At 57.2% G+C, this 24,517-nt stretch carries 17 protein-coding genes and 1 pseudogene; 10 read left to right on the top strand and 8 right to left on the bottom strand.

Annotation, left to right across the window (positions count from 1 at the left end; genetic code table 11):
- Nucleotides 1–549: pseudogene (locus tag AC2FJZ_RS21630) on the top strand (CocE/NonD family hydrolase); the annotation flags it as partial.
- 387 nt (nt 550–936) lie between these two features.
- On the opposite strand, the gene AC2FJZ_RS21625 reads toward AC2FJZ_RS21630, so the two are convergent.
- Both AC2FJZ_RS21625 and AC2FJZ_RS21620 read right to left on the bottom strand, forming a co-directional pair.
- Nucleotides 937–2,928: a DEAD/DEAH box helicase gene (locus AC2FJZ_RS21625; protein WP_496780253.1), complete on the bottom strand. Its 1,992-nt coding sequence runs from the start codon at nt 2,926–2,928 to the stop codon at nt 937–939.
- Nucleotides 2,929–3,601: 673 nt separating this feature from the next.
- Nucleotides 3,602–5,143, bottom strand: coding sequence for an ankyrin repeat domain-containing protein (locus tag AC2FJZ_RS21620; protein WP_496780251.1), 1,542 nt, complete (start codon nt 5,141–5,143; stop codon nt 3,602–3,604).
- A gap of 534 nt (nt 5,144–5,677) precedes the next feature.
- Between AC2FJZ_RS21620 and AC2FJZ_RS21615 the strand changes: the two genes are divergently transcribed.
- The 5 genes from AC2FJZ_RS21615 (at nt 5,678) to AC2FJZ_RS21595 (ending at nt 10,266) form a co-directional block, all read left to right on the top strand.
- On the top strand, nt 5,678–7,420 hold the full coding sequence (locus AC2FJZ_RS21615) for a thiamine pyrophosphate-dependent enzyme (RefSeq protein WP_496780249.1): 1,743 nt from the start codon (nt 5,678–5,680) through the stop codon (nt 7,418–7,420).
- 43 nt (nt 7,421–7,463) lie between these two features.
- The gene (locus AC2FJZ_RS21610; RefSeq protein WP_496780247.1) at nt 7,464–9,044 is read left to right on the top strand and encodes an FMN-binding glutamate synthase family protein; all 1,581 of its coding nucleotides are present in this window, start codon (nt 7,464–7,466) and stop codon (nt 9,042–9,044) included.
- 137 nt (nt 9,045–9,181) lie between these two features.
- Nucleotides 9,182–9,568, top strand: coding sequence for a fluoride efflux transporter FluC (locus AC2FJZ_RS21605; RefSeq protein ID WP_496668358.1), 387 nt, complete (start codon nt 9,182–9,184; stop codon nt 9,566–9,568).
- Nucleotides 9,561–9,923 carry a fluoride efflux transporter CrcB gene (gene crcB, locus AC2FJZ_RS21600; RefSeq protein WP_496668356.1) on the top strand — a complete coding sequence of 121 codons (363 nt, stop codon included), beginning with the start codon at nt 9,561–9,563 and terminating at the stop codon, nt 9,921–9,923. Before AC2FJZ_RS21605 ends, crcB begins: the two co-directional genes overlap by 8 nt.
- Before the next feature lie 43 nt (nt 9,924–9,966).
- On the top strand, nt 9,967–10,266 hold the full coding sequence (locus AC2FJZ_RS21595) for a DUF202 domain-containing protein (protein WP_496780245.1): 300 nt from the start codon (nt 9,967–9,969) through the stop codon (nt 10,264–10,266).
- 23 nt (nt 10,267–10,289) lie between these two features.
- On the opposite strand, the gene AC2FJZ_RS21590 is transcribed toward AC2FJZ_RS21595, so the two are convergent.
- The gene (locus tag AC2FJZ_RS21590) at nt 10,290–11,222 is read right to left on the bottom strand and encodes a GlxA family transcriptional regulator (protein WP_496780243.1); all 933 of its coding nucleotides are present in this window, start codon (nt 11,220–11,222) and stop codon (nt 10,290–10,292) included.
- 80 nt (nt 11,223–11,302) lie between these two features.
- Between AC2FJZ_RS21590 and AC2FJZ_RS21585 the strand changes: the two genes are divergently transcribed.
- The 4 genes from AC2FJZ_RS21585 (at nt 11,303) to AC2FJZ_RS21570 (ending at nt 15,801) form a co-directional block, all read left to right on the top strand.
- Nucleotides 11,303–12,463: an acyl-CoA dehydrogenase family protein gene (locus tag AC2FJZ_RS21585; RefSeq protein WP_050603704.1), complete on the top strand. Its 1,161-nt coding sequence runs from the start codon at nt 11,303–11,305 to the stop codon at nt 12,461–12,463.
- A 2-nt stretch (nt 12,464–12,465) separates the two neighbouring features.
- Nucleotides 12,466–14,481, top strand: a complete 2,016-nt coding sequence (locus AC2FJZ_RS21580; protein ID WP_496780240.1) for an acetate--CoA ligase family protein — start codon at nt 12,466–12,468, stop codon at nt 14,479–14,481.
- A gap of 3 nt (nt 14,482–14,484) precedes the next feature.
- On the top strand, nt 14,485–15,264 hold the full coding sequence (locus tag AC2FJZ_RS21575) for a carnitinyl-CoA dehydratase (RefSeq protein WP_050603706.1): 780 nt from the start codon (nt 14,485–14,487) through the stop codon (nt 15,262–15,264).
- A 66-nt stretch (nt 15,265–15,330) separates the two neighbouring features.
- A complete protein-coding gene (locus AC2FJZ_RS21570; RefSeq protein WP_496668346.1) occupies nt 15,331–15,801 on the top strand; it encodes a hypothetical protein in 471 nt (156 codons plus the stop codon).
- On the opposite strand, the gene AC2FJZ_RS21565 is transcribed toward AC2FJZ_RS21570, so the two are convergent.
- Genes AC2FJZ_RS21565 through AC2FJZ_RS21545 form a run of 5 tightly spaced genes read right to left on the bottom strand, consistent with a single transcriptional unit; the run spans nt 15,792 to nt 23,953 of the window.
- On the bottom strand, nt 15,792–16,862 hold the full coding sequence (locus AC2FJZ_RS21565; RefSeq protein ID WP_496668344.1) for a polyprenyl synthetase family protein: 1,071 nt from the start codon (nt 16,860–16,862) through the stop codon (nt 15,792–15,794). The genes AC2FJZ_RS21570 and AC2FJZ_RS21565 overlap by 10 nt on opposite strands.
- Nucleotides 16,863–16,866: 4 nt before the next feature.
- Nucleotides 16,867–18,990, bottom strand: coding sequence for a hydroxysqualene dehydroxylase (locus AC2FJZ_RS21560; protein WP_496780238.1), 2,124 nt, complete (start codon nt 18,988–18,990; stop codon nt 16,867–16,869).
- The gene (locus AC2FJZ_RS21555; RefSeq protein WP_496780236.1) at nt 18,983–19,807 is read right to left on the bottom strand and encodes a DUF3237 domain-containing protein; all 825 of its coding nucleotides are present in this window, start codon (nt 19,805–19,807) and stop codon (nt 18,983–18,985) included. The genes AC2FJZ_RS21560 and AC2FJZ_RS21555 overlap by 8 nt, the downstream gene beginning before the upstream one ends.
- A 14-nt stretch (nt 19,808–19,821) precedes the next feature.
- Nucleotides 19,822–20,703 (bottom strand): encapsulin, encoded by an 882-nt coding sequence (locus tag AC2FJZ_RS21550; RefSeq protein WP_157054175.1) that lies wholly within the window; start codon nt 20,701–20,703, stop codon nt 19,822–19,824.
- Between the two features lie 52 nt (nt 20,704–20,755).
- Nucleotides 20,756–23,953, bottom strand: coding sequence for an adenylate/guanylate cyclase domain-containing protein (locus AC2FJZ_RS21545; RefSeq protein ID WP_496780234.1), 3,198 nt, complete (start codon nt 23,951–23,953; stop codon nt 20,756–20,758).
- Between the last annotated feature and the right edge of the window lie 564 nt (nt 23,954–24,517).

Here is a 24,517-nt window from a genome sequence, read left to right as displayed (position 1 = left end):
GGTCACACCTTGCGGCTGGCCCTGTCCGGTTCTTACTGGCCAATTATCTGGCCCGCACCACAGGCTGCGCAGGTCACGCTGCATCTGGCGGGCTGCGCGCTGCAGCTGCCCGTGCGCGCGATACAAGAGGAAATCGCCCCCGCCGCGCCTGGCTCGGCGCTGGATTTTCCGCTTCTGGATGCCGAACAGTTGCGCGCGCCCGCATCGCAGTCCAACCGCGCGATAGACAGCGACGGGACCGAGGTCCTGGAAACCTTCGACGATTATGGAAAGACGCGTGATCCGTATCACGATATGATCGTCGGCAGCAATGTGCGGATGCGTTATACGGTGCATCCCGACGACCCCGCCACCGCGCGGTTCGATACCACCTGGAGCTTTACGTTCGAACGGGACGATTGGCAGGTGTCGATCGAAACCGAATGCACCATGCGTTGCGACACCGAGAATTTCTATCTTTACCGCAAATTGTGCGCCACCGAAGGCAGCGCGCAAACCAAAGTTCTGACGAAGGAATGGTCCGAGACCATACGGCGCGGGCTTCTCTGATCTGTTCCAATGCAGGGCAATATGAAAACCGAATGAACAATGGTCGGCGTTGGCCGCAAGGGCATTCCGAAAAGCGCGACAGAACTGAGGGCCGCCTCGGCCTTGCCGATGGGAGCTGTGCAGGCCTCTCCAACAGTATTCTGTTGTCATACTCGACCCAGACCATGCCCCGCGGGAAATCAACCTCGCGGACATGATTCTGAATGTGGGCCTTCCTTCGAACCTTCCACGGCATAGTCTTCGTTGAAGGGCAGCTTTCGGGCTCCTGCTGCGTCAATAGCTTAGCTGTTCAATGTTCGCTATGGGCCGAAAAATCGCGCCAAATCGCTTTTCTTCAAACAAAGCACGTATCTTCTCGCACCGGTTTGTCGACAGGTATCTGAACGCTCAATTTCTCTTAGAAGGCTTGCGGAAAGGTCTTGCTTCTCCGCCCTTGACGTTTCTGCTTTTTGAACGCGGCGTGTTTGCGTCTTTGTTGTTGGCCTTGTGACGCGCCTTTCGTGCTTTCAGAGGTTTTGATGTGTCAGAAGCGTTCTTGTCTTGTTTTTGTTGCTTCTTATCCCTCGCGGCAGGCTTTGGTTTTGCCTTTACGCGCTCGCGCTTCGGCTGCGCCTGCAGGGCATTGTCCTGCTTTGGCTTGCCTTCACTTGTTTGTCCATTCGACGTACGCGCAGCGGATTTTTCTTTGCCCTTTGGGCGCTCGGACGCAATCTGGGCATCTTGGTCGGAAAGTTCGGAGACGCGCGCAGCTTTCGACGGCTTGCCTGCACGAGGCCCTCGGTTTTTGGCTGTGTCGTCTGATGAATGTGGTGCCGCTGGCGGTCCCTTAGGAGAGGCATCGAAATCTGGTTTGCCTGCCAGCTCAGTCAGCGTCGCGCCTTGTTCTATGGTGAGCTCGGCCCCCAATTCTTGTTTCATTGCGGGCACAGCATCATTGGCAATCTCGACAAAGGTCTCTTGATACTGAACGCGGATTGCGCCGATGGCGTCTTTGGATAAACCCGCGTTGCGGCACAGCATTGGCAGCAGCCAACGCGGCTCCGCGCGTTGTTTGCGCCCTATTGAAAGCGAGAACCAAGTGCTTGGCCCAAACACCGCGCGCCTATCAGTGTTGCGTTTTCCAGATTCTGGCGTCGTTCCCAGGATCTCCGGTGCTGAGTGGCGCTCTCGGTAGAGGCGCATATAGGCTGCCGCGACCTGCTCTGGAGTTCTTCCCTTGAGCAGCCGTTCCGCAAAAGCCGTTTCTTCGGCACTTGGCGGCTCATCCAGGGCGGGATTGGAAATGATGCGTTCCTCTTCCCGCGCAAACACCTCATCCGCAGAGGGCGGGGTACCCCATTCGGCCTCCAACTTGGCTGTCTTCAGCAATCGTTGTGCCTTTGAGCGTTGCCGACCTGGCACGATCAAAATGGACGTTCCCTTGCGTCCGGCACGGCCTGTCCGTCCAGAGCGATGCAGCAAAGTTTCCGCATTAGAGGGCAGATCGGCATGGATCACCAACTCCAACCCTGGAAGATCAATTCCGCGGGCGGCCACGTCCGTTGCAACGCAGACCTGCGCGCGCCCGTCACGCAGGGCTTGCATCGCATTGGTGCGCTCTGCCTGGCTAAGTTCCCCTGACAGTGAGACGACAGAAAATCCCCGATTGGAGAATTTCGCGGTCAAACGCGCAACCATGGAGCGGGTATTGGCGAACACAATCGCGGTCTGTACGTCATGATAGCACAGCAAATTGATGATCGCTTTTTCGATATCCGACGGGACCACGTTCAACGCACTATAGGTAATGTCCGAATGCTGTGCTTCTGTGCTTCCGACCTTGATCCGCTGCGCATCTTCTTTCTGGTAAGTCTGGGCAAGCTTGGCGATGCCTCGCGGAACAGTGGCCGAGAACATCAAGGTACGCCGGTTCTTAGGCGTTTGATCAAGGATGTATTCAAGGTCTTCGGCGAACCCCATGTCCAACATTTCGTCGGCTTCGTCGAGAACGACGGTCCGCAGATCGCTCAGGTCGATCACCCCACGTGAGATATGATCGCGCAGCCGCCCAGGCGTGGCGACCACGACATGTGCACCGCGCTCGAGTGTCCTGCGCTCTGTGCGCGCATCCATACCACCTACTGCCGATGCAGTGACTATCCCGGCCTCAGCAAACAGCCAGTCGAACTCTCGCCGAACTTGCAAGGCCAATTCGCGCGTGGGTGCGATAACCACGGCCAAAGGTGCCGCTGGTCTGTCAAATCGACCGTGCTTATCGAGAAGTTCTTCCGCCATTGCCAGCCCGAAGCCCACGGTTTTGCCCGAACCTGTTTGCGCAGAGACAAGCAGATCTTTTCCTGCCAGCGCTTCGTCTGACACGGCCTCTTGTACAGGCGTCAAGCCGCTATAGCCTTTTTGGGACAGCGCTATGGATAGGGTTTTCGGGAGGGCAGAGAAATCTTGCATGGGTCACCAAATGCCGGGAAAGACTTGGCGATAGTGGTATTTGGTTCAGATGTATAGTCCGTAACGTGCGCCAGAAAGAGATTGTGTCAATCACAGGAAACTGACTTTCGCTCCGCCCAACCAATAACCGTTGCGTTTCAACCTTGTGAATTCGGTCGGCAAAACGCCTAGAAAGCTGAATTTTCAGCACTAACAATGCCTACATAAATTTCCGGTTCCAAATCTAGTCCTTCAATCAAACACAGATAAGAGATTATAGGCATGATGGGTTCGCAAAAAGTGAACTAAGGCCAGATACCCAACAACCAAGACGACACCGTGGATTGCCAAAGCCCGCTTTGGAGACGTCACATCGCAGCAGGTATGCCCCGCGTGAGCGACTTCTATTGCCCAAAGCCTGTACGACAGTTGGTTCAAGGATTTCTTCGAAGCTGGGAAGGAGCGCCTTTCTGGCGACACAGCTCTTGCTGTCGCCGCTTACGAGAAGACCGGTTTTAAAGCGTTTGGACCAGTTCAACACGCACCATTGGGGTGGATACTTCCGACGAAGATCGACAGATGAGTTTTCTGGCTACGCCAGACCGTTGGTCTGGTGCAGATCTTGACCTCAAACCACCCCGTGCTCCGCGATTTGTTCGGGATGCGACTCTGCCCAATCAGCAAGAAAGGCGGATATCTCGGGCACAGTTGCAAATTGCGAAGCTTTTCGGGGGAGCGCCACACCATTATCTAGTGCCAAGCGTGCACACCCGATGTGATCGCGGTGCTTTTTTTGCGGGCAGTTTTCCGACCCATGGATGATCGTCGACAACAGTGTGCCTCCGTAGGCGTTTGTGTGGTCAAGGTCTGGGTCATGAGTAAGAAAATACGACATAACGTCGTACATCCCCTCCCAGCCGGCAAGGTGCAGTGGCGTCATTCCCATCTCGTCCGGAAGATTGGGGTCAAAGCCCATCACGACCAGGCGTTGCATGTGAGGCAGCGTGCCTTCACGCCAGACGAGGCGGCACAGAAGATATTTCATCTCGTCCGACAATGTACTCATGTCGATCCGATCATTCGGATTTGGTTTCCCGTCCGCTGCGCGCGCAAGCTGTTCTTCCGTCGACGAAAGCTGCGTGGACGCGCCCGCCCGTTCCAATACTGCCGCTACATCCTGGTTTCCGAAGATGCGGGCAAAGGCATAGGGTGAGTGGCCGCGACTGACAGTATTTGGGTTCGCGCCATGGTCCAGCAAAAGCTGAGCGATTTCGCCTGAAGCCAAACGCCGGGCCGCTTGATGCAGGGCGGGGATCACCAAGGAAGGTTCACCCGACGGGTGTGGGTTGATGCCTTCATTAGGGTCAGCACCATGTTCGAGTAACAAGCGAACGGTAGCGGCGTTGTTGAAATCAATAGCCCGGGGCAGCGCATTTGTGCCCTTGGAATGCGCGCCATGCTTCAACAGCAAACGAAGGCCTTCAGTATGACCGAGTTCGGTGGAGTGGTAGAGGGATTCATTGTCGTCGGGATTTGCACCATTTTCCAACAACCATTTGGCCAACGGCATGTTGTCAGCGTGGCCGATGGCGCCGTAGAGCGCCGACAAGCGGTGCTCTGCGTCCGGTTCGAATGCAAAACTGTCATTCACATCTGCCCCATGCGCGACAAGTAACTCCGCCATGGCGAGCATCTCAGCTTCTTTCTCGGGCGCTGCCTTGATATGTTTCGAAAACGCCAGATGGCACATCGGTCGACGCGGTGGATAATCGCGCGTCGCGACGTCCGCGTCATGCGCCAGGATCCTGCGCATCGCTGACACGTCGTACAGCGCAACGAGGAGAGGCACTTGACCGTCGGCAAGGTCCGGCTCGTCCGCAAGTAGATGTGCGATCGTCTCGTTTGAGCCGTTGTAAAGCGCCCAACGCAGCCGTCCCTGTTTTTGTGCGCGATCCATACCGTGTATTTCAATAGCGCGTTTCAATGCTGGCCACGAAGCGTATCCGGTCTCTCGTGCGATGATATGCAGACAATCCGCGTGTTTGTAGACCCCGTTCCTTGGGGTCGGAACAATGCCATGGACGCGCAGCAGCGCGCCTTTGTCGCCCGCAGTCAGCGCTTTGCCCAGAGCCTTGGCATCACGGCGCAGTTGATCGAGTGATTTGGTCATCGGATTTCCCTCCGCTGCCCGACGGTCCGCTAATCCGGGCTGAGAAACCGATGTGGTTTTCATTCATTCTCTGAGAGGTGCCGATGACAGCTTTCCGCAGACCAGGGGGCCGCCTCAGAACGGCCTGGGGCCAGAGTAACGTTTGCTGACATGTCTCGCAAGCTGGATGCCGAACAGAAAGCACAACGGGCGATTACAGCACACAGCGAAGGGCTGCAACTTGGGCTTACCGCAGCATGTCGTTTGGCTGCTGGATGTTGGCAATGGCGGCACTTGCGAATTGATCTTGTCTCACAACCTTGTAGATGCCAGCCTTGATCCACTTGATATAGTTTCTTTTGCGTCGTGGTATCGGCGTTGATTTAGGCGCTGGAATGAAAAGGCATCCTGCGCAAGGCGTCATGTCTAGTTGACCAGTAAATGATATGAAGACTCCGCGATCCATCTTGGTTTTTGGGGATGGCTATTGAAAAAAGGTGGGACACGATGTTGGCTATATCCCATTGAATTCATTCGGGACGAGAAGAGAGAGACATGGCGAAAAACGTGTGTGAGGTCCTGCTGGACATATTGTCGGATGCAGGCGGGCGTCAGATCTTTGGCGTGGTCGGCGATGCGCTGAACCCGTTTCTCGAAGCCATGCGCGGGGATGACAGGTTCGAGTGGAAAGGGATGCGGCATGAGGAAAATGCGGCTTACGCGGCTTATGCGCAGTCGCATCTGACCGGTGGCATCGGCATTTGTGCAGGCACGGTTGGACCCGGCGCACTGCATTTGATCAATGGGCTCTATAATGCCAAACGCGAAGGCGCGGGTGTTGTGGCGATCACTGGCCAGGTCGCCCACCGAGAGCGCGGCACTGGCTATCATCAGGAAGTGAACCTGGAAAAGGCGTTTGACGATGTGTGCGACTATCAGGCGGTGATCCACACGCCGGATCAGATGCCACGCCTTGCACAGATCGCAGTGCAACGGGCGCTCATCAACCGCGAGGTGGTGCGGATCGAGCTGCCTATGGATGTGTCCGAACAAAAGGTGCCCAGCCTGCATCAGTTCCATCCACTTCTGAAACAGCCCTCAACACTGATACCGCCCGAGGATGAAATCGCCCGCGCGGCGCAGATCATTAACGCGGGCAAGAAGGTGGCACTTTTTGCTGGCGTTGGTTGCCGCGAGGCCAAAGATAAGGTTCTGGCCCTGTCGCAAAAACTGAACGCTCCGCTCGTGCATACGTTGAAGGGCAAGGACATCTTTGACTATGACGACCCGAATGTGGTTGGCATGACTGGTCTGATCGGCAACCCCGGCGGCTATCACGCGGTGCGTGATTGTGATGTGCTGGTGATGCTGGGCACCGACTTTCCCTATGAATGGTTCCTGCCAGAGAAGGCCAAGATCGTTCAGATCGACCGAAGCGTCGAAAATCTGGGCCGCCGCGCACCTATCGCATCGGGCCTGTTGGGGGATGTCGGTGCAACGCTGGACCGACTGTTGCCTCAGATCGCCGCTAATGAAGACCTCAGCTTCGCCGATCATCAGGTCAAGCTCTGCAACAAGTGGTTGGCGCGACAGGATAAGGAGGCCAGCCTCGAACGTGCAAGCGAACCGCTGCACCCGCAGTTATTCGCCCGCGAGATTTCTAATCAGGCCGCAGAGGATGCGGTTTTTGCCATGGACATCGGTGAATGCACCATCTGGGTGGCGCGGCAGACCCGTATGAAGGGCGGGCGGCGCATGGTGGGCTCGTTCAACCATTCCTCGCTGGGCTCAGGCTTGCCCTCAGCGCTTGGTGCGGCTGCGCTGGACCCCTCGCGTGAGGTCTGGACATTCTGTGGCGACGGCGGCTTTGGCATGTCCATGCAGGATTTCGTAACTGCCGTGCGTTATGACTGGCCGATCAAGGTGATTGTCTTCAACAACCAGACCTTGGGCTTTGTGAAGATGGAGATGGAGGTTGCAGGCTATGCGGTGAACCCGATGGCCACCGATCTGGTGAACCCCGATTTTGCCGAATACGCGAAGGTCTGCGGTGGTGACGGTGTGCGGGTGGACCATGCCGCTGACATAAAGGAGGCCGTAGCGCAGGCCAAAGCCAGCACCAAGCCGTTCATCATTGATGCCATGGTCACGCCGGGTGAACTGGTGATGCCGCCACATGTAGACACCAAGATGGCCTGGGGCTTTGGCATGTCCAAACTGAAAGAGGGCATCTTGCTGGCCAAGGGTGACCATGCCCAGTGGGACAATTGGGTCAAAGAACTCAAGGCGCAGCGTTGACGCTGGGGCGTAGAAACCAAGTTAGAAACCGGAGATCAGACGCATGATTGTACGCAATTTATACTACGCGGTTGCCTTTTTTGGCCTGCCCCTGACCTTGCTGCTTGGTTGGTTCTGGACCCCAGCGCTGTGGCTGCTGGTGATCGTGCTGCCCTATATCGCAGTCGGGGCCTATGACCTGATGACGACCAATCACAACGTGCTCAACAACTATCCGGTACTGGGCCATTTCCGTTACATGCTGGAATTCGTAAGCCCCGAAATCCGCCAGTATTTTGTTGAAACCAACGAAAGCGGGCGGCCCTTCAACCGGATCACACGCGGTCTGGTCTATGCCCGTGCCAAGGGTCAGCAGGATACTCAGGCATTTGGCACCCAGTACGACATCACGCAGGTGGGTTATCACCGCACCAATCACTCGTTGTCACCGAAAGAGGTGGAAGAAAGTGAAAAGCGTGTCACGCTGGGCGGCCCGCAATGTTCCAAGCCCTACGATGCATCACGCCTGAACGTGTCTGCCATGAGCTTCGGTGCCCTCAGCCATACTGCGATCAAGGCTTTAAACGGGGGCGCCAAGGACGGCGGTTTTGCCCACAACACGGGCGAGGGCGGGATAAGCCCGCACCATCTGGCCGAAGGCGGCGATATCATCTGGCAGATTGGCACTGGCTATTTTGGCTGCCGCACGCCCGAAGGTGGGTTCGACAAAGACAAATTTGCCGAAAGAGCCCGCAAGGATGTGGTCAAAGCCATCGAAATCAAGCTGAGCCAGGGTGCAAAACCTGCGCATGGCGGCGTGCTGCCTGCGGTCAAGGTCGATGACGAAATCGCCGAAATTCGCGGCGTCGAACCCCATAAAGATGTGATCTCACCCCCCGCTCATTCGGCCTTTGACACCCCCACCGGGCTGATGGAGTTCGTGCAACACCTGCGTGATATGTCAGAGGGCAAGCCAGTGGGCTTCAAGCTGTGTATCGGTAAACGGTCGGAATTCATGAGCATTTGCAAGGCAATGCTGGACACTGGAATTTTGCCCGATTTCATCACCGTGGACGGGGCCGAAGGTGGCACCGGTGCTGCGCCAGTGGAGTACTCCAACAGGCTGGGGATGCCCTTGAATGAAGGGTTGATCTTTGTCGACAACTGCCTGCGTGGCATTGGCGTACGTGACAAGGTTCGCATCATCTGTTCGGGCAAGGTTGCGACGGGCTATGACGTGATCGAAAAACTCGCCCTGGGTGCAGATATGTGCAACTCAGCCCGTGCGATGCTGTTTGCCGTGGGCTGTATCCAGTCGCTGCATTGCAACACCAACCGCTGCCCCACTGGTATTGCCACTCAGGATCAGGAGCGCGCGAAGGCTGTGAATGTGCCACAAAAACGGCAGAGGGTGCATCGCTTTCACGATGCGACGCTGGAAAGCTTCCGCGAAATCCTTGGCGCGATGGGCTACGAAAAGGCGGCGGATTTGCACCCTTCGGACATTCTGCGCCGCTCAACGGATGAAAAAGAGTTCACATATGCGGACCTCTATGAACGGCTTCCGGAAGGTGGGTTGCTGGCCGATGATATTCCTGCGGGGTTTGCAAGTGATTGGGAGCGCGCCTCGGCTCAGCGGTTCTGAACGATCGACGGGCGCGCTGATCCAAGGCGCGTTCCGTTGACCTTTGCCGGGCTTCATACGCGGATCATTGGCGTTTAAACCCCAAGCCTGTATGCACATAGGTCGAACGATACGATTCTGATCAGGGGGCCACGGGCTTGCAGCGCACACTCATGTACCTCGCCGTTTTTGTCGGCGGCGCGCTTGGGTCGCTGCTGCGCGAAGTGCTGTCGCTTGAGATACCCGGCGTGCCTTTCGTGACTGCGACGTTCGGAATCAATATCGCCGCCTGTCTGTTCATCGGCTGGCTTTATGCGGTACGGCACCGGGTTCATGCGCATTTCATGCATCTGGGTGCAGTTGGTTTTTGCGGTGGATTGTCGACCTTTTCCTCGTTCGTGGCCGAGCTCGATCGGCTGAACCACACCGAAATCACATATATGGTCTTAGCACTGATCCTTGAGATCGTATTCGGCCTCGCCGCCGCCATTCTGGGTGAGGCGATCGGACGTAAGTACCACGCCGGAGAGCGCGCAAATGAGTGATCTCTATCTGCATGCGGCATTTGCCCTTGGTGGCGGTCTGGGCGCGGTCGCCCGGCATATGCTCAACCGCGTGATCGTGCATGAGTTGCCTCTGTCGACGCTGGTCGTGAATGTGGCGGGTTGTCTGCTGCTGGGCGTGTGGGTCGGTTATCTGGGCGATCCCCACATTCTACCGGAAGAGGAACGCCGCCTGGTGTTTGGCTTCTGTGGTGGCTTCACCACTTTTTCCAGCTTTGCCTATCAATCCCTGCAACTGCACCGTGAACGCACCATCCTGATGGCGGCCGCAAACATCCTCCTCAGTCTGGTTCTGTGCTGGATTGCGTTCTGGCTGGGTCTTCGGGCGATGCTATAAGGATTTTTCTTGAGTTCGGCCGCGAATTTCGCATCCATAAGCTATGGATGACGAAACTCCTCCTTCTGATCTCAAATCCCGACGGGCGCTGGACAACATGGTGTTGGCCTTTCTGCGCACCGAACTGGCCAACCGGCGCACATTGCTGGCCTATGTGAAAACAGCGTTGGGCTTGGCGATTACCGGGTTTGGATTGATGCAGTTTGCTGATGCGGATTCGGTTTTCGTCTGGGTGGGAATGGCGGTTCTGCCGCTATCCGCTGTAATCTTGGCCTATGGCATTTTTGATTACGCCCATGTCCGTCGCCAGATTGAACAGGAAAAGCGAGACGCGCGAGTCTGAGCGCGAGCCTCCTGGATACCGGATCAGCTTGCCCGAAACGCGGTCGGGGTTTGACCGAATTCGGCCTTGAACGCCCGGGTCATCGCGCTGGCGTTTTCATATCCACAACGCCCGGCGATTTCGGCAATGGACTGTTCCGTATTCTCTGCAAGATTGCGCGCAAGCGTCAGACGCAAGCGTCGATACAGTGCCTGCGGTGTGGTTTCCAGTTCGGTCCGTACGCGGGTTTCGATCCGCTTTTGCGAGCATCCGATGCGTCGCGCAACCTGTGCGATTGATAGCGGCACTTCAATATTCGCCTGCATCACGTCCAGCGCCCGATTGACCAATGTGTCTTCGGATTTCAACGGCAGAGCATAGGGATCGCGACCGTTGCGGCTCATCAGAAGATGCGCCACTTCCATGGACAAAAGCGGGCCATGATCGTGGCGAATAAGGGCAGAAGCCAGGTCGAACGCCGCCATCGCCCCGGAACAGGTCAGCCGATTGCCATCAATCACATATCTTTCACGCACTGTGTCGACGGCTGGAAAGCTTTCTTCGAACCGCGAAATCTCATCCCAATGAATGGTCGCGCGGCGTTCATCCAGCAATCCGGCACGTGCCAGCAGCCAACTTCCGGTGTCCAATCCCGCGACCTGTCTATGCCGCTTTGACGCGGCCAGAATGGCCCGCGCAGTCGCCCGGGTATCGAGTTTCAGGAAGCCATAAGATGGCATAACCACCAGTACGTCGCCATTCTGATCCTTGATTGCGCCATCCGGTGTGACGCTTAGGCCGCTGGAACTGTGTACAGGTGCCCCGTCAAGTGAACAGAACCTCCATGCATAAAGCGCTTGCCGCGACATGTTATTGGCTGCCCGCAAGGGTTCGACCATGTTCGCAAGACAATGGTTCGAGAACCCATCGAAGAGCAGAATGTTGAAATACTTTGGCAAAAATTTCGAATCCTGCATAGTCATCGCCTAATACTGCATGTCGAGAACTTGAGGGATGACGTTCTCTGGGTCAACTACTGATCCAAGGGATACGCGCCATGCAGTTCGGTTTGTCCGAAGAACAAGAAATGATCGTCTCGACGGTCCGCAGCTTTGTTGAAAACGAAATCTACCCGCACGAAGACGCGGTTGAGCGCGCGGGAACGGTCCCGGTAGAGCTGGGCAACGAGATAAAGCAGAAATGCATCGATCTGGGCTTTTATGCCTGTAATTTCCCCGAAGAGGTCGGCGGCGCAGGCCTGTCGCATCTGGATTTCACCCTGGTCGAACGGGAACTTGGCCGCGGCTCGATGGCGCTGACGCATTTCTTTGGTCGTCCACAAAACATCCTGATGGCCTGCAATGATGAGCAGCGCGAACGCTACCTTTTGCCAGCGGTGCGTGGCGAAAAGATGGACGCCCTGGCGATGACGGAACCCGATGCCGGTTCGGATGTGCGCGGCATGAAATGTCAAGCGGCACGGGACGGCGGCGATTGGGTTGTCAACGGATCGAAACACTTCATCTCAGGTGCCGAACACGCGGATTTCTTTATCGTCTTTATCGCGACCGGTGTCGACGAGACCCCGAAAGGGCCCAAGAAACGCATCACCACCTTCCTTGTGGATCGTGGCACCCCGGGGTTTGAAGTGCGCGAGGGCTATAGCTCGGTCAGCCATAAGGGCTACAAGAACTATATCCTGTATTTCGACAATTGCCGTTTGCCCGACGCACAGGTTCTGGGCGAGGTCGACGGCGGTTTTGCGGTAATGAACGAATGGCTCTACGCAACCCGCCTGACGGTTGCGGCGTTTTCGGTTGGGCGCGCGCGGCGCTGTTTTGACTATGCGCTGAACTATGCTGCCGAGCGCAAGCAGTTCGGCCAGCCCATTGGCAAGTTTCAAGGTGTAGGTTTCCAAATCGCTGACATGATCACCGAGATCGACGCTGCCGACTGGCTGACCCTGGCCGCCGCGTGGCGTCTGGACCAAAACCTGCCATCGAACCGCGAGATCGCCTCGGCCAAGCTGTATGCTTCGGAAATGCTGGCGCGGGTCACCGATACCACGCTGCAGATCTTCGGTGGAATGGGTCTGATGGATGATTTCCCGATCGAGCGGTTCTGGCGCGATGCCCGGGTTGAGCGCATTTGGGACGGCACCAGTGAAATTCAGCGCCACATCATCAGCCGTGATCTTCTTCGTCCTTTGGGTGCCTGACAATGAACAAAGATCTGACCCGGCTTTTGCGCCCGAAAACCATCGCTGTCATAGGCGGTGGTGCCTGGTGTCAGCAGGTTATTCTGCAATCTGAACGTATGGGCTATGCAGGTCAAATCTGGCCGGTGCATCCCAAAGCCTCTGAGATTGCGGGCCACAGAGTCTTTGGCCATATCGAAGACCTGCCCGAAGCCCCTGATGCAGTTTTCATCGGCATCAACCGCCACGCCACGATTGAGGCGGTTCATGTCTTGTCCAGAATGTGCGCAGGCGGGGCGGTGTGTTTTGCGTCAGGCTTTTCCGAGGCTGTTGCAGAAGATGATAGCGGTAGGGATTTGCAGGATCAGCTGATTGCTGCGGCCGGTGACATGCCTATCCTTGGCCCGAATTGTTATGGCTTCATCAATGCGCTGGACGGGGCGCTGCTATGGCCGGACCAGCACGGGGCGAGGCCGGTCGACAAGGGCGTGGCGATCCTGACGCAAAGCTCGAATATCTCGATCAACCTGACAATGCAGAAACGCGGGTTGTCAATTGCTTACATGGTCGCTTGCGGAAACATGGCCCAGACCAGCCAGGCCGAGATTGCCTCGGCATTGATCGACGATCCGCGCGTCACAGCCGTGGGCCTGCATATCGAAGGCTTCAAGGACGTCCGCGAATGGGAGGCGCTGGCTGCCAAGGCGTATGCAAAAGGTATCCCACTGGTCGCCTTAAAAGTCGGCGCATCGGAACAGGCGCAGTCCGCGACCATATCGCATACCGCGTCTCTTGCGGGCAGCGATGCGGGCGCACAGGCACTTCTGGACCGGCTGGGCATACCACGTCTGGCTGCGTTGCCTGATTTCCTCGAAACGCTGAAACTGTTGCACTGCTATGGGCCACTCCCCGGCGGCAACATCGCCTCGATCAGTTGTTCCGGGGGTGAGGCGAGCCTGATCGCAGACATGGCTATCGGCACCGGCCTGACCTTCCCTCGGCTGAGCGATGATAAAAAAGCGCGCCTGCGTGACGCGCTTGGCCCCATGGTCGCGCTGAGTAACCCACTGGACTATCACACCTATATCTGGCGCGACGAAGAGGCGATGGCACAGGCATGGTCCGGGATGACGGGCGAGGATATCGACCTGACATACTCAATTGTCGACTATCCGACCACCGACGCCACCGACTGGAGCTGCGCAACCCGAGCAGCGTTGAGGGTGCGCAAGGATAACGGCGCTCGGTTTGCAATCGTTGCAACGCTGCCTGAACTACTACCTGAAGACGTCGCGCAATGCCTAATGGCGGGAGGCGTTGTTCCATTCATGGGTCTGCGCGAGGCGCTGTCGGCCACCCGCGCGGCGGGTCAGGTCTCGGCCCCTTCTGCGCACCCTGTCTGGATGCCGGGCACGGTTGAAGCGAACCATACCCTGACCGAAGGCGAGTCGAAACAGGCGCTGGCCGAATGCGGCCTGCGCATCCCGCAAAACCGTACGGTTTGCGGGCCAGCGGAAGCCCGTGCGGCAGCGCAGGACATGGAAGCCCCCTTTGCCGTGAAAGGCGTTGGGTTGGCCCATAAATCCGAACACGCCGCCGTTCGGTTGGGCATCCAAACCGAAGATGTGGTCAGTGTCGCTGCGGACATCGGCACCGAAGACATCCTGATCGAAGAGATGATCACCGGAACCGTTGCTGAACTTCTGGTCGGCGTTGTCCGTGATCCCGCGCATGGATTTGTTCTGACGTTGGGGGCAGGGGGCGTGCTGACCGAAGTTCTGCGCGACACGGTTTCCCTGCTGGTACCCAGCGCGCCCGCAGACATTTGCGCCGCCCTGGACCAACTGAAGATCGCGCCCTTGCTGGCAGGCTATCGCGGCCAACCAGCGGCTGATATGGATGCGATCATTGCTGCGGTCGAGGCTGTTCAGGCCTACGTTATGCAAAATGCCGACACGCTTGGTGAGGTCGAAGTTAACCCGCTCCTGTGCACGCCGGACAAGGCCGTTGCCGTGGATGCTCTGATAAGAAAGGCCTGAGAAATGGACCCTATCAAAACCCGCCGGGACGGAACGATCCTTGAGGTAACGCTGGACCGACCCAAGGCCAATGCCATCGATCTGGTCACAAGCCGCAGAATGGGCGAGGCTTTTGCCGAGTTTCGCGACGACCCGGAACTACGCGTCGCCATTCTGACCGGTGCAGGTGAGAAGTTCTTTTGCCCTGGCTGGGACCTGAAAGCCGCCGCTGACGGTGACGCGGTAGACGGCGACTATGGCGTCGGAGGTTTCGGCGGCCTGCAAGAGCTGCGCGACCTGAACAAACCCGTGATTGCTGCCGTCAACGGTATCGCCTGTGGTGGCGGGCTGGAACTGGCCCTTTCGGCTGACATGATCCTTGCAGCCGACCATGCCACATTCGCCCTGCCGGAAATCCGGTCAGGTACAGTTGCGGATGCGGCCAGCGTCAAGCTGCCCAAACGCATTCCCTATCACATTGCCATGGAACTGCTGCTGACCGGACGTTGGTTCGACGCTGAGGAAGCCAATCGCTGGGGCCTAGTGAACGAGATTGTTGCTGCAGATCAACTCATGGCTCGTGCGTGGGAACTGGCCCGCCTTCTGGCTTCGGGGCCGCCATTGGTTTACGCGGCAATCAAGGAAATCGTGCGCGATGCCGAGGATGCCAAATTCCAGGATGCGATGAATCGCATCACAAAGCGTCAGTTGCGCAGTGTGGATGTTCTTTATGCCAGCGAAGATCAACTGGAAGGTGCCCGCGCCTTTGCCGAAAAACGCGATCCGGTTTGGAAAGGAAAATAGCCGAGTTGGCGTCTTGGCAGGTGGATTTTCCATTTACTGATCCGCGCCGCAGGTGCACATTAGGTCATGCCTTATTTCGAGCGAAAACCCTATGTAAGCCCGGCACGTGTCATAAGCCCGATTGCGTCGCAGCCGGACACGCAACCGATTTCGGATATCGCGCGCCGAGTGCTTGAGACAGAGCGCGGCAGCCGGAAACATCTCGAAGGGCCTTTCACCTGTCGCAAAACCTGCCACCCTGGTGGAACGGCCACGATCTTGTTGTCCTTTGCTGCGCCCGAGGGCGCAGAGACGGTTGAAATGCAATTCGAACCCGGTGATCTGACCAATCCAGATGGAGAAATACTGCCTGCGAACCGGGTCAACGTTCTTCCACCCCAGATTCGGCTGGCCGCCGGAGAGGCCACTGATGTGGCAGTTGTCGTCACCGTACCCGATTTGACGGAATCGGGCGCTTATCACGGCCGGATCGCCTGCATGGGGACCGAGCAGACTTCGATCGTTGTGGTGTTTGAGGTCGCGGGCACTCAGACCTGACGGGTCACGAGGTAATCCATGAATTGTCCCAAAAATGCACGCGGGGCCTCTTGGGTGCCGGCAAACACTTGCGCAAATTCCTGACGGGCGGAAGCAAGCAGATCGTTGGCCGCATCCTGTGCAAAGCCGATACTGCCATAGTGGTCCATGCGCTCTAGCACCCAGGCAACATCATGCGTCGACCGGCTTTCGCGCGGGTTTGACAGCATATCGGCCAGCCGCTTCTGTTCCGGTTCATCGGCGTGCAGGCCAAGCTGCCCCAACATCAGCGTGCGTTTGCCCTCATAGATATCGCCGCCGATTTCCTTGCCGTATTTGTCCTGCGAGCCCACGAGGTTCAGAACGTCATCCTGTATCTGAAACGCAGCCCCCAAAAAGAAGCCGAATGCGTTGAAATCATCCAGGTTCAGCGCGCCCGATGCGACATCCTGTGGCTGCGCAATCAATGCCCCGATCCGCATGGGGTGGATGAAACTGTACCAGCAGGTCTTTTTCAGACACATTCGCAGATAGTCCGAGGCGTCCACGTTCAACTTGTTGTCACTTATCCAACCCAGTTCCAGCGCCTGACCTTCGATAGATTGCTGGAGCAGATGGTCGAACTCATCCACCACGCGTATTCCAGTTTCCAACCCAAGCGAACCCAGGTTCTGCCGCAACAGCCGCAGGGCGAGCGCTTGCATCCCGTCGCCCGTGTTTATGGCCAAAGGGACCCCAAGCCGCTTGTGCATACATGCGCGCCCGCGCCTGAAATCGCTTTGGTCTTCTATATCGTCGTGGATCAGAAAAGCATTGTGCAGAAGCTCAAGCACAGCTGCGGACACCTGTGCTTCCTCTTTGTTGCCACCGAAGGCTTCGCAGGTGGCCAGTAACAGAGCAGGCCGCAGTCCTTTGCCTGACGTTTCGATGTAATCTCGTATCGGACCGTAGAGATAAGCCTGGGGCTCACCAGTTGGCAAAAGCCCCAATAGCGTTTCGCGCGCACTATCCCCGTAAGAGGTCAACTGATTCAGAAACTCCTGCTTTGCTGCAGGGTCCAGATGCGCGGTTCCGGGTTTCACGAGGTTAACCCTTCTGCGTGATGATCACGCGGGGTTTGCTTTCTTCCGGGCTGGTCGGGGCAAGCCCGGGTCCGACAGAGGTGAACGGTGCATCCGTCAGCGGCAAGACTCTGGACTGAACATCAGACTGACCGCTATCGCGGCCCAGATCATAGGCCACATCTTCGACCACCTCGTCTCCGGGGATCGGCAGATCTGCGGTGGGCTCATAACTGGCCATCAGATCAAACAGTTCTTTCGGCGGGCAAATCATGCGCAGCACCTCGGCAATGGCCGGATCTTCGATGACTCCGCCGGGCTTTGAGTATTCTGCAGCCGGTTCTCCGACGACCGCAAGGGGGCCATCGCCACCGCGGTCAACTCCTGTAGAGTCTTGACCCATTTTCAAGGCGGCCTCGACCGCGACTGCATACCGGTTGTCCCAGGGCAGGCCGGCTTGGTAGCGGGCATAGTCATAGGCGCGCAGCGGTTTCAGGATATCAGGCTCGTGCAGGTCCCAGATCTGGCAGGGTTCGGCATCCGAACCGCTGCGTTGCAGGATTGCATTGACCGCACGGCGCGCAGCCTCATTTGCTCCTTCCATGGTGGCAAGGTCAGTAAAGGTGCGCACATAGTCCGATGCCAGAAAGAAATTCGGGATCAGCGTGGCAGCGTCTGGCCGCAGCCGCCAACTGTTGATGCGGTTCACCAGCAGAGGTTCCACATTGCTTTGGCGTTTTGGATCCTCGGGGTCCTGTACAATATCAGGATCAAGGAACCAATAGTGCATGTCCTCATCCCGCAGAACGGTTTCACCATCAACGTTGAGGCTGCGTTTGAGCTGGTCCCACACCTCCTTTGCAATCTCTTCCCGGGTGCAATTGCGCGCGGTCTTTCCGTTCAAGCCCGGCTTGTCCCATTCCGAGATGTCAATCGACAGCAGGCCTTTGGTTTTGCCCTCGGCCCAGTTGTCGAAGTTGATCTCTGACCAGAACTGTTTCTGCGACACGGCGGTCAGGGCCCACTGACTGTCAATGAAGATGACGTGGCCGTTGGTCAGCGTGACGTCTTTGGTCAGATAGAACTGTATGCCGTTCATCCACTGCACGTCGTTTGCAAGCAGTGGCAATTTGGCAAGGGCTGGGTCGGCCGCAATCATCTCGGGCGTGAGAAGTGGCGCGATGCGCTCGATCGGCATGGCACTGATGAACCAGTCGCCTGTGACTTTCTGTTCTTTGCCATCCTGTTCAACCGTCGCGCCTGTGATCCGTCCGTTTTGGTATTCGATGCCCGTCACCTTTGACTCGAACTTGTAAACGACCCCCTTGCTTTTGAGGTAATCCAGCCAGGGTTGAATCCAGACCAAGTTGGTGGGTCCGTTCAGCAACCTGTTGCATTGCGGTTCAGGCGTAGCAATGCCCAGTTGCAGTTGTACAGCAATGTCGCCCACGGTCTTGGTGCTGGCAGTCGTCGCTTTGGCAGCAACCAGTGAACGGGTCAGACCGATGGCAAGGAATTTCTGATACGCTTCGGAACGTTCTGCGGCACCGATGAAATCCCACCATCCGATCCGCTCATATTCGTCAAACCGGCGTTCCTTGCAGGACGTCGCTATCCGCCACATGCAGGCAACGAAGTGTTCAACATCCTCGTACGCGATTTGGTCCCGTGGCGAGAGCGCGAACGCAATCGTCTTGAACGCATCCGCCACGTCCTTGAGAGTGCGTGGAAACCGCTCGGGTACAATGATGCCGGGCTTGTCGAACTGACAGACCAGAACCTGAGTTGTCGGCACCAGATTATCAAAGCACGTGCCTTTATCATAATAAGGCGTACGGGCCATCGTATCAGTGATATGCCGATAGAAGTTCGGAAAAAACCGGAACCCATGCTCGCCCGGCAACCATGGACGTTTCACTCCGGGCGGATAGCTGGCCCCGTCCATCTCGGCCCATTTTTCAAGCGCCTTGATGTGCTTCGCTTTCGAGCCATGATCGCCTTCGCCCTTCATCACAGGGATACTGCGTGCCTTGCCGCCAGGGATCATCTGGCGTTCGTGGATCTCAACCTCGAACCCGCGTTCAATCAGTTCGTGCGCGGCGCTCATGCCAGCCACGCCACCGCCAAGAATGACAACCTTTTCAGCCATCTGATGTTCCTTTCGCGGAATAGACGTCAAAGTGCAGGGTGATATCTGACAGGCTGGCTTCGCCAATGCCAAATCCCTGCACCCGGTTCATCCAGCTATAGTGCGGGTTTGAGGTCAGGTAACGCGGAGCCAGCCGCACAGGGGCCGAAGTTGGCAGGTTGCCCTTCAACAGTGCGGCATAGCCATCGGGGCCAAAATCACACACGCCGGTATCTTCAAACAGGATCGGCGCGCCGCCGTCGGTTGGCTTGATCAGCGCCTTGGCGTGGAGCAACCCCACGCCGTCAGGGCGAACGCGCATCCAGTCACCTCCAACCGGCTCTATCACCCCTTTCAGGTGCGGACCTTCGACTGTTCCGCCTTCTTTGATTGCAAAATGCAGCCAGACCCCGTCCGGTGTCTCGCCCGAGGGGTGGAAGTTGGTGGTGAAGGGGACAATAAACTTGGCGATATGATTCAGATCCGGTGACTGCTGCGCAGGCTTTGGCTGCTGCACTGGTGCCGCCTTTGGGGCAGTGTCAGGTCCCGGGTCATACTCACGGCCCCCGGATGTCAACACCGGACGCCAGCTGAGCGTCTTGTCGTGCGTCACGGATGGCAAGATCGCGGCAAAGTGCTGAAGTCCTGTTTTGGGATCGCAGTGCAGGGGCCAGCCGCAAATGGCCCGCTCGGGGACGCCGGCTTGCGAACAGATCAGCCGCACTGTGTCATGAGGCGACACGGACGGTCCGGCCTCAATCAAAGCGCGCTTGTCACCAGCGGCGCTGATCGTTTCTGACCAGCGCAGGGTGACACCGCGGACTGTAAACTCGCGCACGACCAGACCCCCGGTCAGCAGGTTAGGGTGCAGATAGCCTGTTCTTCCTTGATCCGCAGGCGGAATTTCTGTTGCACGCGGAAGACATGCTCACCCTCTGCCGAGGTCTGCAGGTACTTGACCCCGATTTCGGACGGTACAACGATTTCAACCGGTGCACCTTGCAGCGACACAAGCGCCGCCTTGTTTGCAGGCAAGGTACCCGAGCGCAATAACGGACCATCCAGAAATGGCAGAATGCTGTCGCGGGGCAGCACCATCGAGTTTTCCATCGGCTTTGTTACTGCTTGAAAAAGGCCATTGCCCATCACGCAGGCATAGGGGCCAAGATACCCGCGCGATTCCAGCTCATTGATACCCGCAACCACAGCTTCGAACACCTCGGGGCCGGTATAGGTCTTCTTCGTCGAAGACGACCCAGAAGATTTCTGACCCGCTTCCAACAGACCTTCATACTTACCGCCGCCGCTGACGGTATAGATTGGCGGCAACGAGGCGGGCGCACTTGGGGTGGGTTTAGGGCCTTCTCCGGTGCCGGGCTGACCGTTGAAGATGATGTCGTCTTCGACCCGTGCCACAATTGCAGCGGCACGGCGGAACATGATCATGGCCGCGGACAGCTCGGGGTCGGCCACCTGCGCGCCTTTCAGATAGACGTTCACCGAAACAGTGGTCAGGCGCGTGGTGTCAAAGTCGTTGACTCCAAGACGTTTTGCGGTGCCGTTTTCGTTGTCGACCAGTTCAAGCCGGTTTAGCGGGACAGACTGTGTATCTGCGGGCAGCGGCCCGTATAACGGCAGAAAACTCGCCGCGACCCGGGCGCGTAATGCCTCATCATGGACAGCTTTGTTCACTGTGTTCCACTGATCGTCACCCCAGTCTAATGCGTCGGTCATTGCAAATCCCCCTTGGTTGTGCACCCTGTTTTGGCGTAGCACTTGGTCTTTTTCAATTTGTTTCGTTCAGACGGTCCATTAATTGTCTGGCTCGATCTTGCTGGACAACAGCGCCGATGCCTTGGGCCAGCGCCAATGCCTGTTCTGCTTCACTCCGGGCTGCGTCCAAGTCCCCGCGTGCGGCAAATGCCTTGGCCCGAACCCGGTGATATTCCGGCTTGTTTAACGTTTCTCCGCGCGCCCAACCCGGGGCGCAGACCGCCTCGAGCCGGTCCAGCGCCCGAACGATGTCACCGTGATCGATCATGAGTTCGGACAGCACGATCTGGTTCTGAGGGAACGTGAAGTTGCCACCCGATTTCGAGATCAGGTTCATGCGGGCCTCAATCTGTTCTGGCACGTCCGCAAGGTCGCCTTTGCCAGCCTTCGCAAGACCCATATAAATGTCCTGCATGGCGTGCAGATACAGGAACCCTTCCTCATCGGCGATCTTGCGGGCTTCTTTCATTGTCACGTCCATCCTGTCCCACTCACCAGCATAGGGCAGGAACATGCAGCAGGCACCCATGATATACACCAGATTGGGCGCATGGCTCAGCGCTCTGCTGACTTCGATGGATTTCAACCGCGCTGCTTCAGCTTCGTCAAACCTACCTTTTTGCCACAGCAGACATCCCTGAATCGCCAGCAGTGAGGCTAGGGTCGAGGATTGCGTCATCGGCATCATCGCCCTATCAAGCTCTGGCGTGATCAGGCCGAAGGCACGGTCAAGCTGGCGTTCACATTCCGTGAATTCACCACGAAAATAATGGGTGAAGCTCAGGGCGCGGGCAGTAAGAACGTTGGCGATCGGATCCCCGGTCATCCCGGCCATCGTATCCAGCGCTTGTCCCATCTCCATCGCATGGTTCATCTGTCCGCCAACAAAGAAATTGGTCCAGCGGCAGAAGGTCGCCGCAAACAGTGTCTCACCGTCACTCAGAGCCTGGGCAAGCTCCATCGCGCGGGCAGCCGTTTCTCCGACCTGGTCCGCAGACCAGCCGTAGATCGCCATATAGGCGGGCAGAATGTTCATCTGAACGCGCAGTTCAAACCCGTCACGTTCGGCACTGGCGGGCATGGTCCCAAGGTTGCGCAGCGCGGCCCGAAACGCCGAAATCGCTGGCAAGTTCGCAAGCCGGGACAAAGCCTGCTCACCAGCCGTAAACCAGTTGGTGACGGCCTCGTCCTTCAATCCGCCAAGATCGCAATGATGTGCGATCGTATCAGGGGTTGGGGCTTCAAACGCCGTGTGACCGTCCAGCAGAGCCTCGGCAATTTTAAGATGCAATTTTTGCCGGTCTTCCCGCAGCAATGAGTTATATGCGGTATCCTGAACCAGCGCGTGGTTAAACGTGTAGGTGGCCGACCCATCGTCGCTGGTGATCAGCAAAACACCGGCTGCCATGAGTTGCAGCAGGGCACTGTCCACATCCATGTCGTCCTGCGCTACTGCGTGGATCATCCGAGCGGAGAAACTGCGTCCGATGACCGATCCCAATTGTGCAACCGGTTTGGCGTTTTCCATCCGGTCAAGACGCGACATCAGCGAGTCCTGCAGGGTGGAAGGAACGCTCAGTGCATCCAGCACCTCGGCGTTGATCGGGGCGTCAGCGGGCAGCTGGTCCAGAACCGCCTTGGTCATTTCCTCGATGTAAAGCGGTACGCCATCGGCTTTTTCGATGATTTGCCGGATCAGGATCACCGGCAAGCTGTATGGTTCGGCCACGCGTCGGACCAGCTCGGACGCTTCAGGGCGCGCCAGTGGAGACAGATCGACGTTGACCGCCTCATCCAGAAAGTGTTCCGGCGGCTCGTATTCAGGGCGGTGTGACAGAACCATAAGTACAGGAAGGTCTGCCAAATTGGCCGCAAGCGCATCCAGTAAATCCAGTGTGGTCGCATCGGCCCAGTGAACATCTTCAACCACCAACAGCAGCGTGCCACGCCTGTCGCATATGCTTCCGATACTGCGTAGCAGCACATCCATCGATTTGCGCGCCTTTTTCAGCGGATCTGGTTCAGTCGACGCGTCTGAATCGATGCCTGCCAGCTCTAACAAGGCAGGCAAATCCGAGACGTTCAAACGTGAGGCGGATTGAACAAAAGCGGATATCGCTGCTTGTACATTGTCGTTTGATTTGTCGCCAGATACCCGCCGCAACTCACTAACCACTGGATGCAGTGGAAGACTGGCCAAATGCGGCGTACACTGCAGGGTCAGTGGCCTGGTCTTTATCGTTTCAGACAACGACTTGATTAGCCGCGACTTACCGATCCCTGCCGCACCACCGATAAGGGTCATCCGGCCCGAGCCCGTCTGAACGTCCGCCCAAAGTTGCGTCAGGGAAGACAGGTGATCGCGCCGCGCTACAAGCTCGACCGCTGATTGCCCGGTTCGGGCGTCAAATCGACTGGTGGATTCGATTTCCTTCAGGGCGCAATAGACTTCGCGCTGGTTTTCGAACCCTTTCAGGTCGTGACTGCCGCGCGGTTCGAACTCGAATGTTCCCCGCGTAAGTCGCATGGTTTCGGACGAAACGACTAATTCACCCGGTTCGGCCAGCCCCTGCAGCCTGGATGCCAGGTTTGCCGTCTCACCAACCAGAAATTGTTCGGACCCCAGGCTTTTGGACGAAACGACGCCCACAACGACCATTCCGGTGGCGATCCCTGCGCGGAGGTTAAGCTTTTCGCCAAAGTCGTTTTGAAGATTCTGCACTGCCTCTATGGTTTCCAGAACGGCCCGTACGGCGCGCTCCGCATCGTCTTCCATGGCCTTGGGGTATCCGAAATAGACCATGATGCCGTCACCTTGCCGATAGGCCAGGTGGCACCCATGCTGCTTCAACGTGCCAATCGCCGTGTCCAAATACAGATTCATGATCTGCATCAGGTCTTCCGGGTCATATCGTTGTGCCAGCTGCGTCGACCCCACGAGATCGCAAAAAACCAACGTTAACTGCCTGCGCTCAGCTTCGGACCGCAGATGGTCGTGCGCCAAGGCGCCATTGGATTTCAGCTTGGCCTGCGCTTTGCGGAATCTCTTTCTTTCACCGACGTTTAGCCCCAGGTCACGCAATTCCGGGTCGGTCAATTCGTCAAGAATCTGGTCGTCCACACCTTCTTGTCGGAACATCGACAGGTGGTCTTGCAGGCCCGCCAGTTTCAGAACTTCGGAGATACGATCTGCCTCAAGGACTCGCGTCATTGCTTTGCGATCCCGCCCATTTTATTTCCCCCCTAGGTCTCATCAGTACATACTTTATTTGCATGTGCAAAAATAGAGAGGATTTTTTGTTCAATCCACTTAACGCAGGGGCACCATGGTTAACAAGTTATCTTGTCTGGCAGATTTATGGCTGATTTGCCACACCAACCGGCTGTCAGTGTAAAAACCTGCAAAGCTTTGGCCGCCAAGGCGAATTATTGAATGCGATGGGTTTCCGGCGTGCGTTGCGAGCCAATTCGCACCTGAACCAAGCTGTGTCGGTTCAAGTGGCTACGTGAATTGCCAAACACCTGACCCTCGTTCAAGGATCAAGGGTCGTCTAAGTGCTCAAGCGTGGGCACGCGTCATAACAGATGACCAACCTCATGTGGCTGACCAAGAATTAAGGTACCACTGAGACGCTGACAGATCTCGCATACGGGTGTACGCGCCAGCACAGGCACCCGGTCCACTGCCTGAAGCGCGTGCAGAGTACCTTTGAAAAGGCCTTGGCGAGATACGGCAAAGGTTTGCCCTACTTTTGGGACAGCGCACTTTGCGAAC

Source organism: Ruegeria sp. CDSA079, assembly GCF_059612245.1.
The sequence above is the reverse complement of the archived record's forward strand: the minus strand, read 5'-3'. Positions and strand labels throughout refer to the sequence as shown.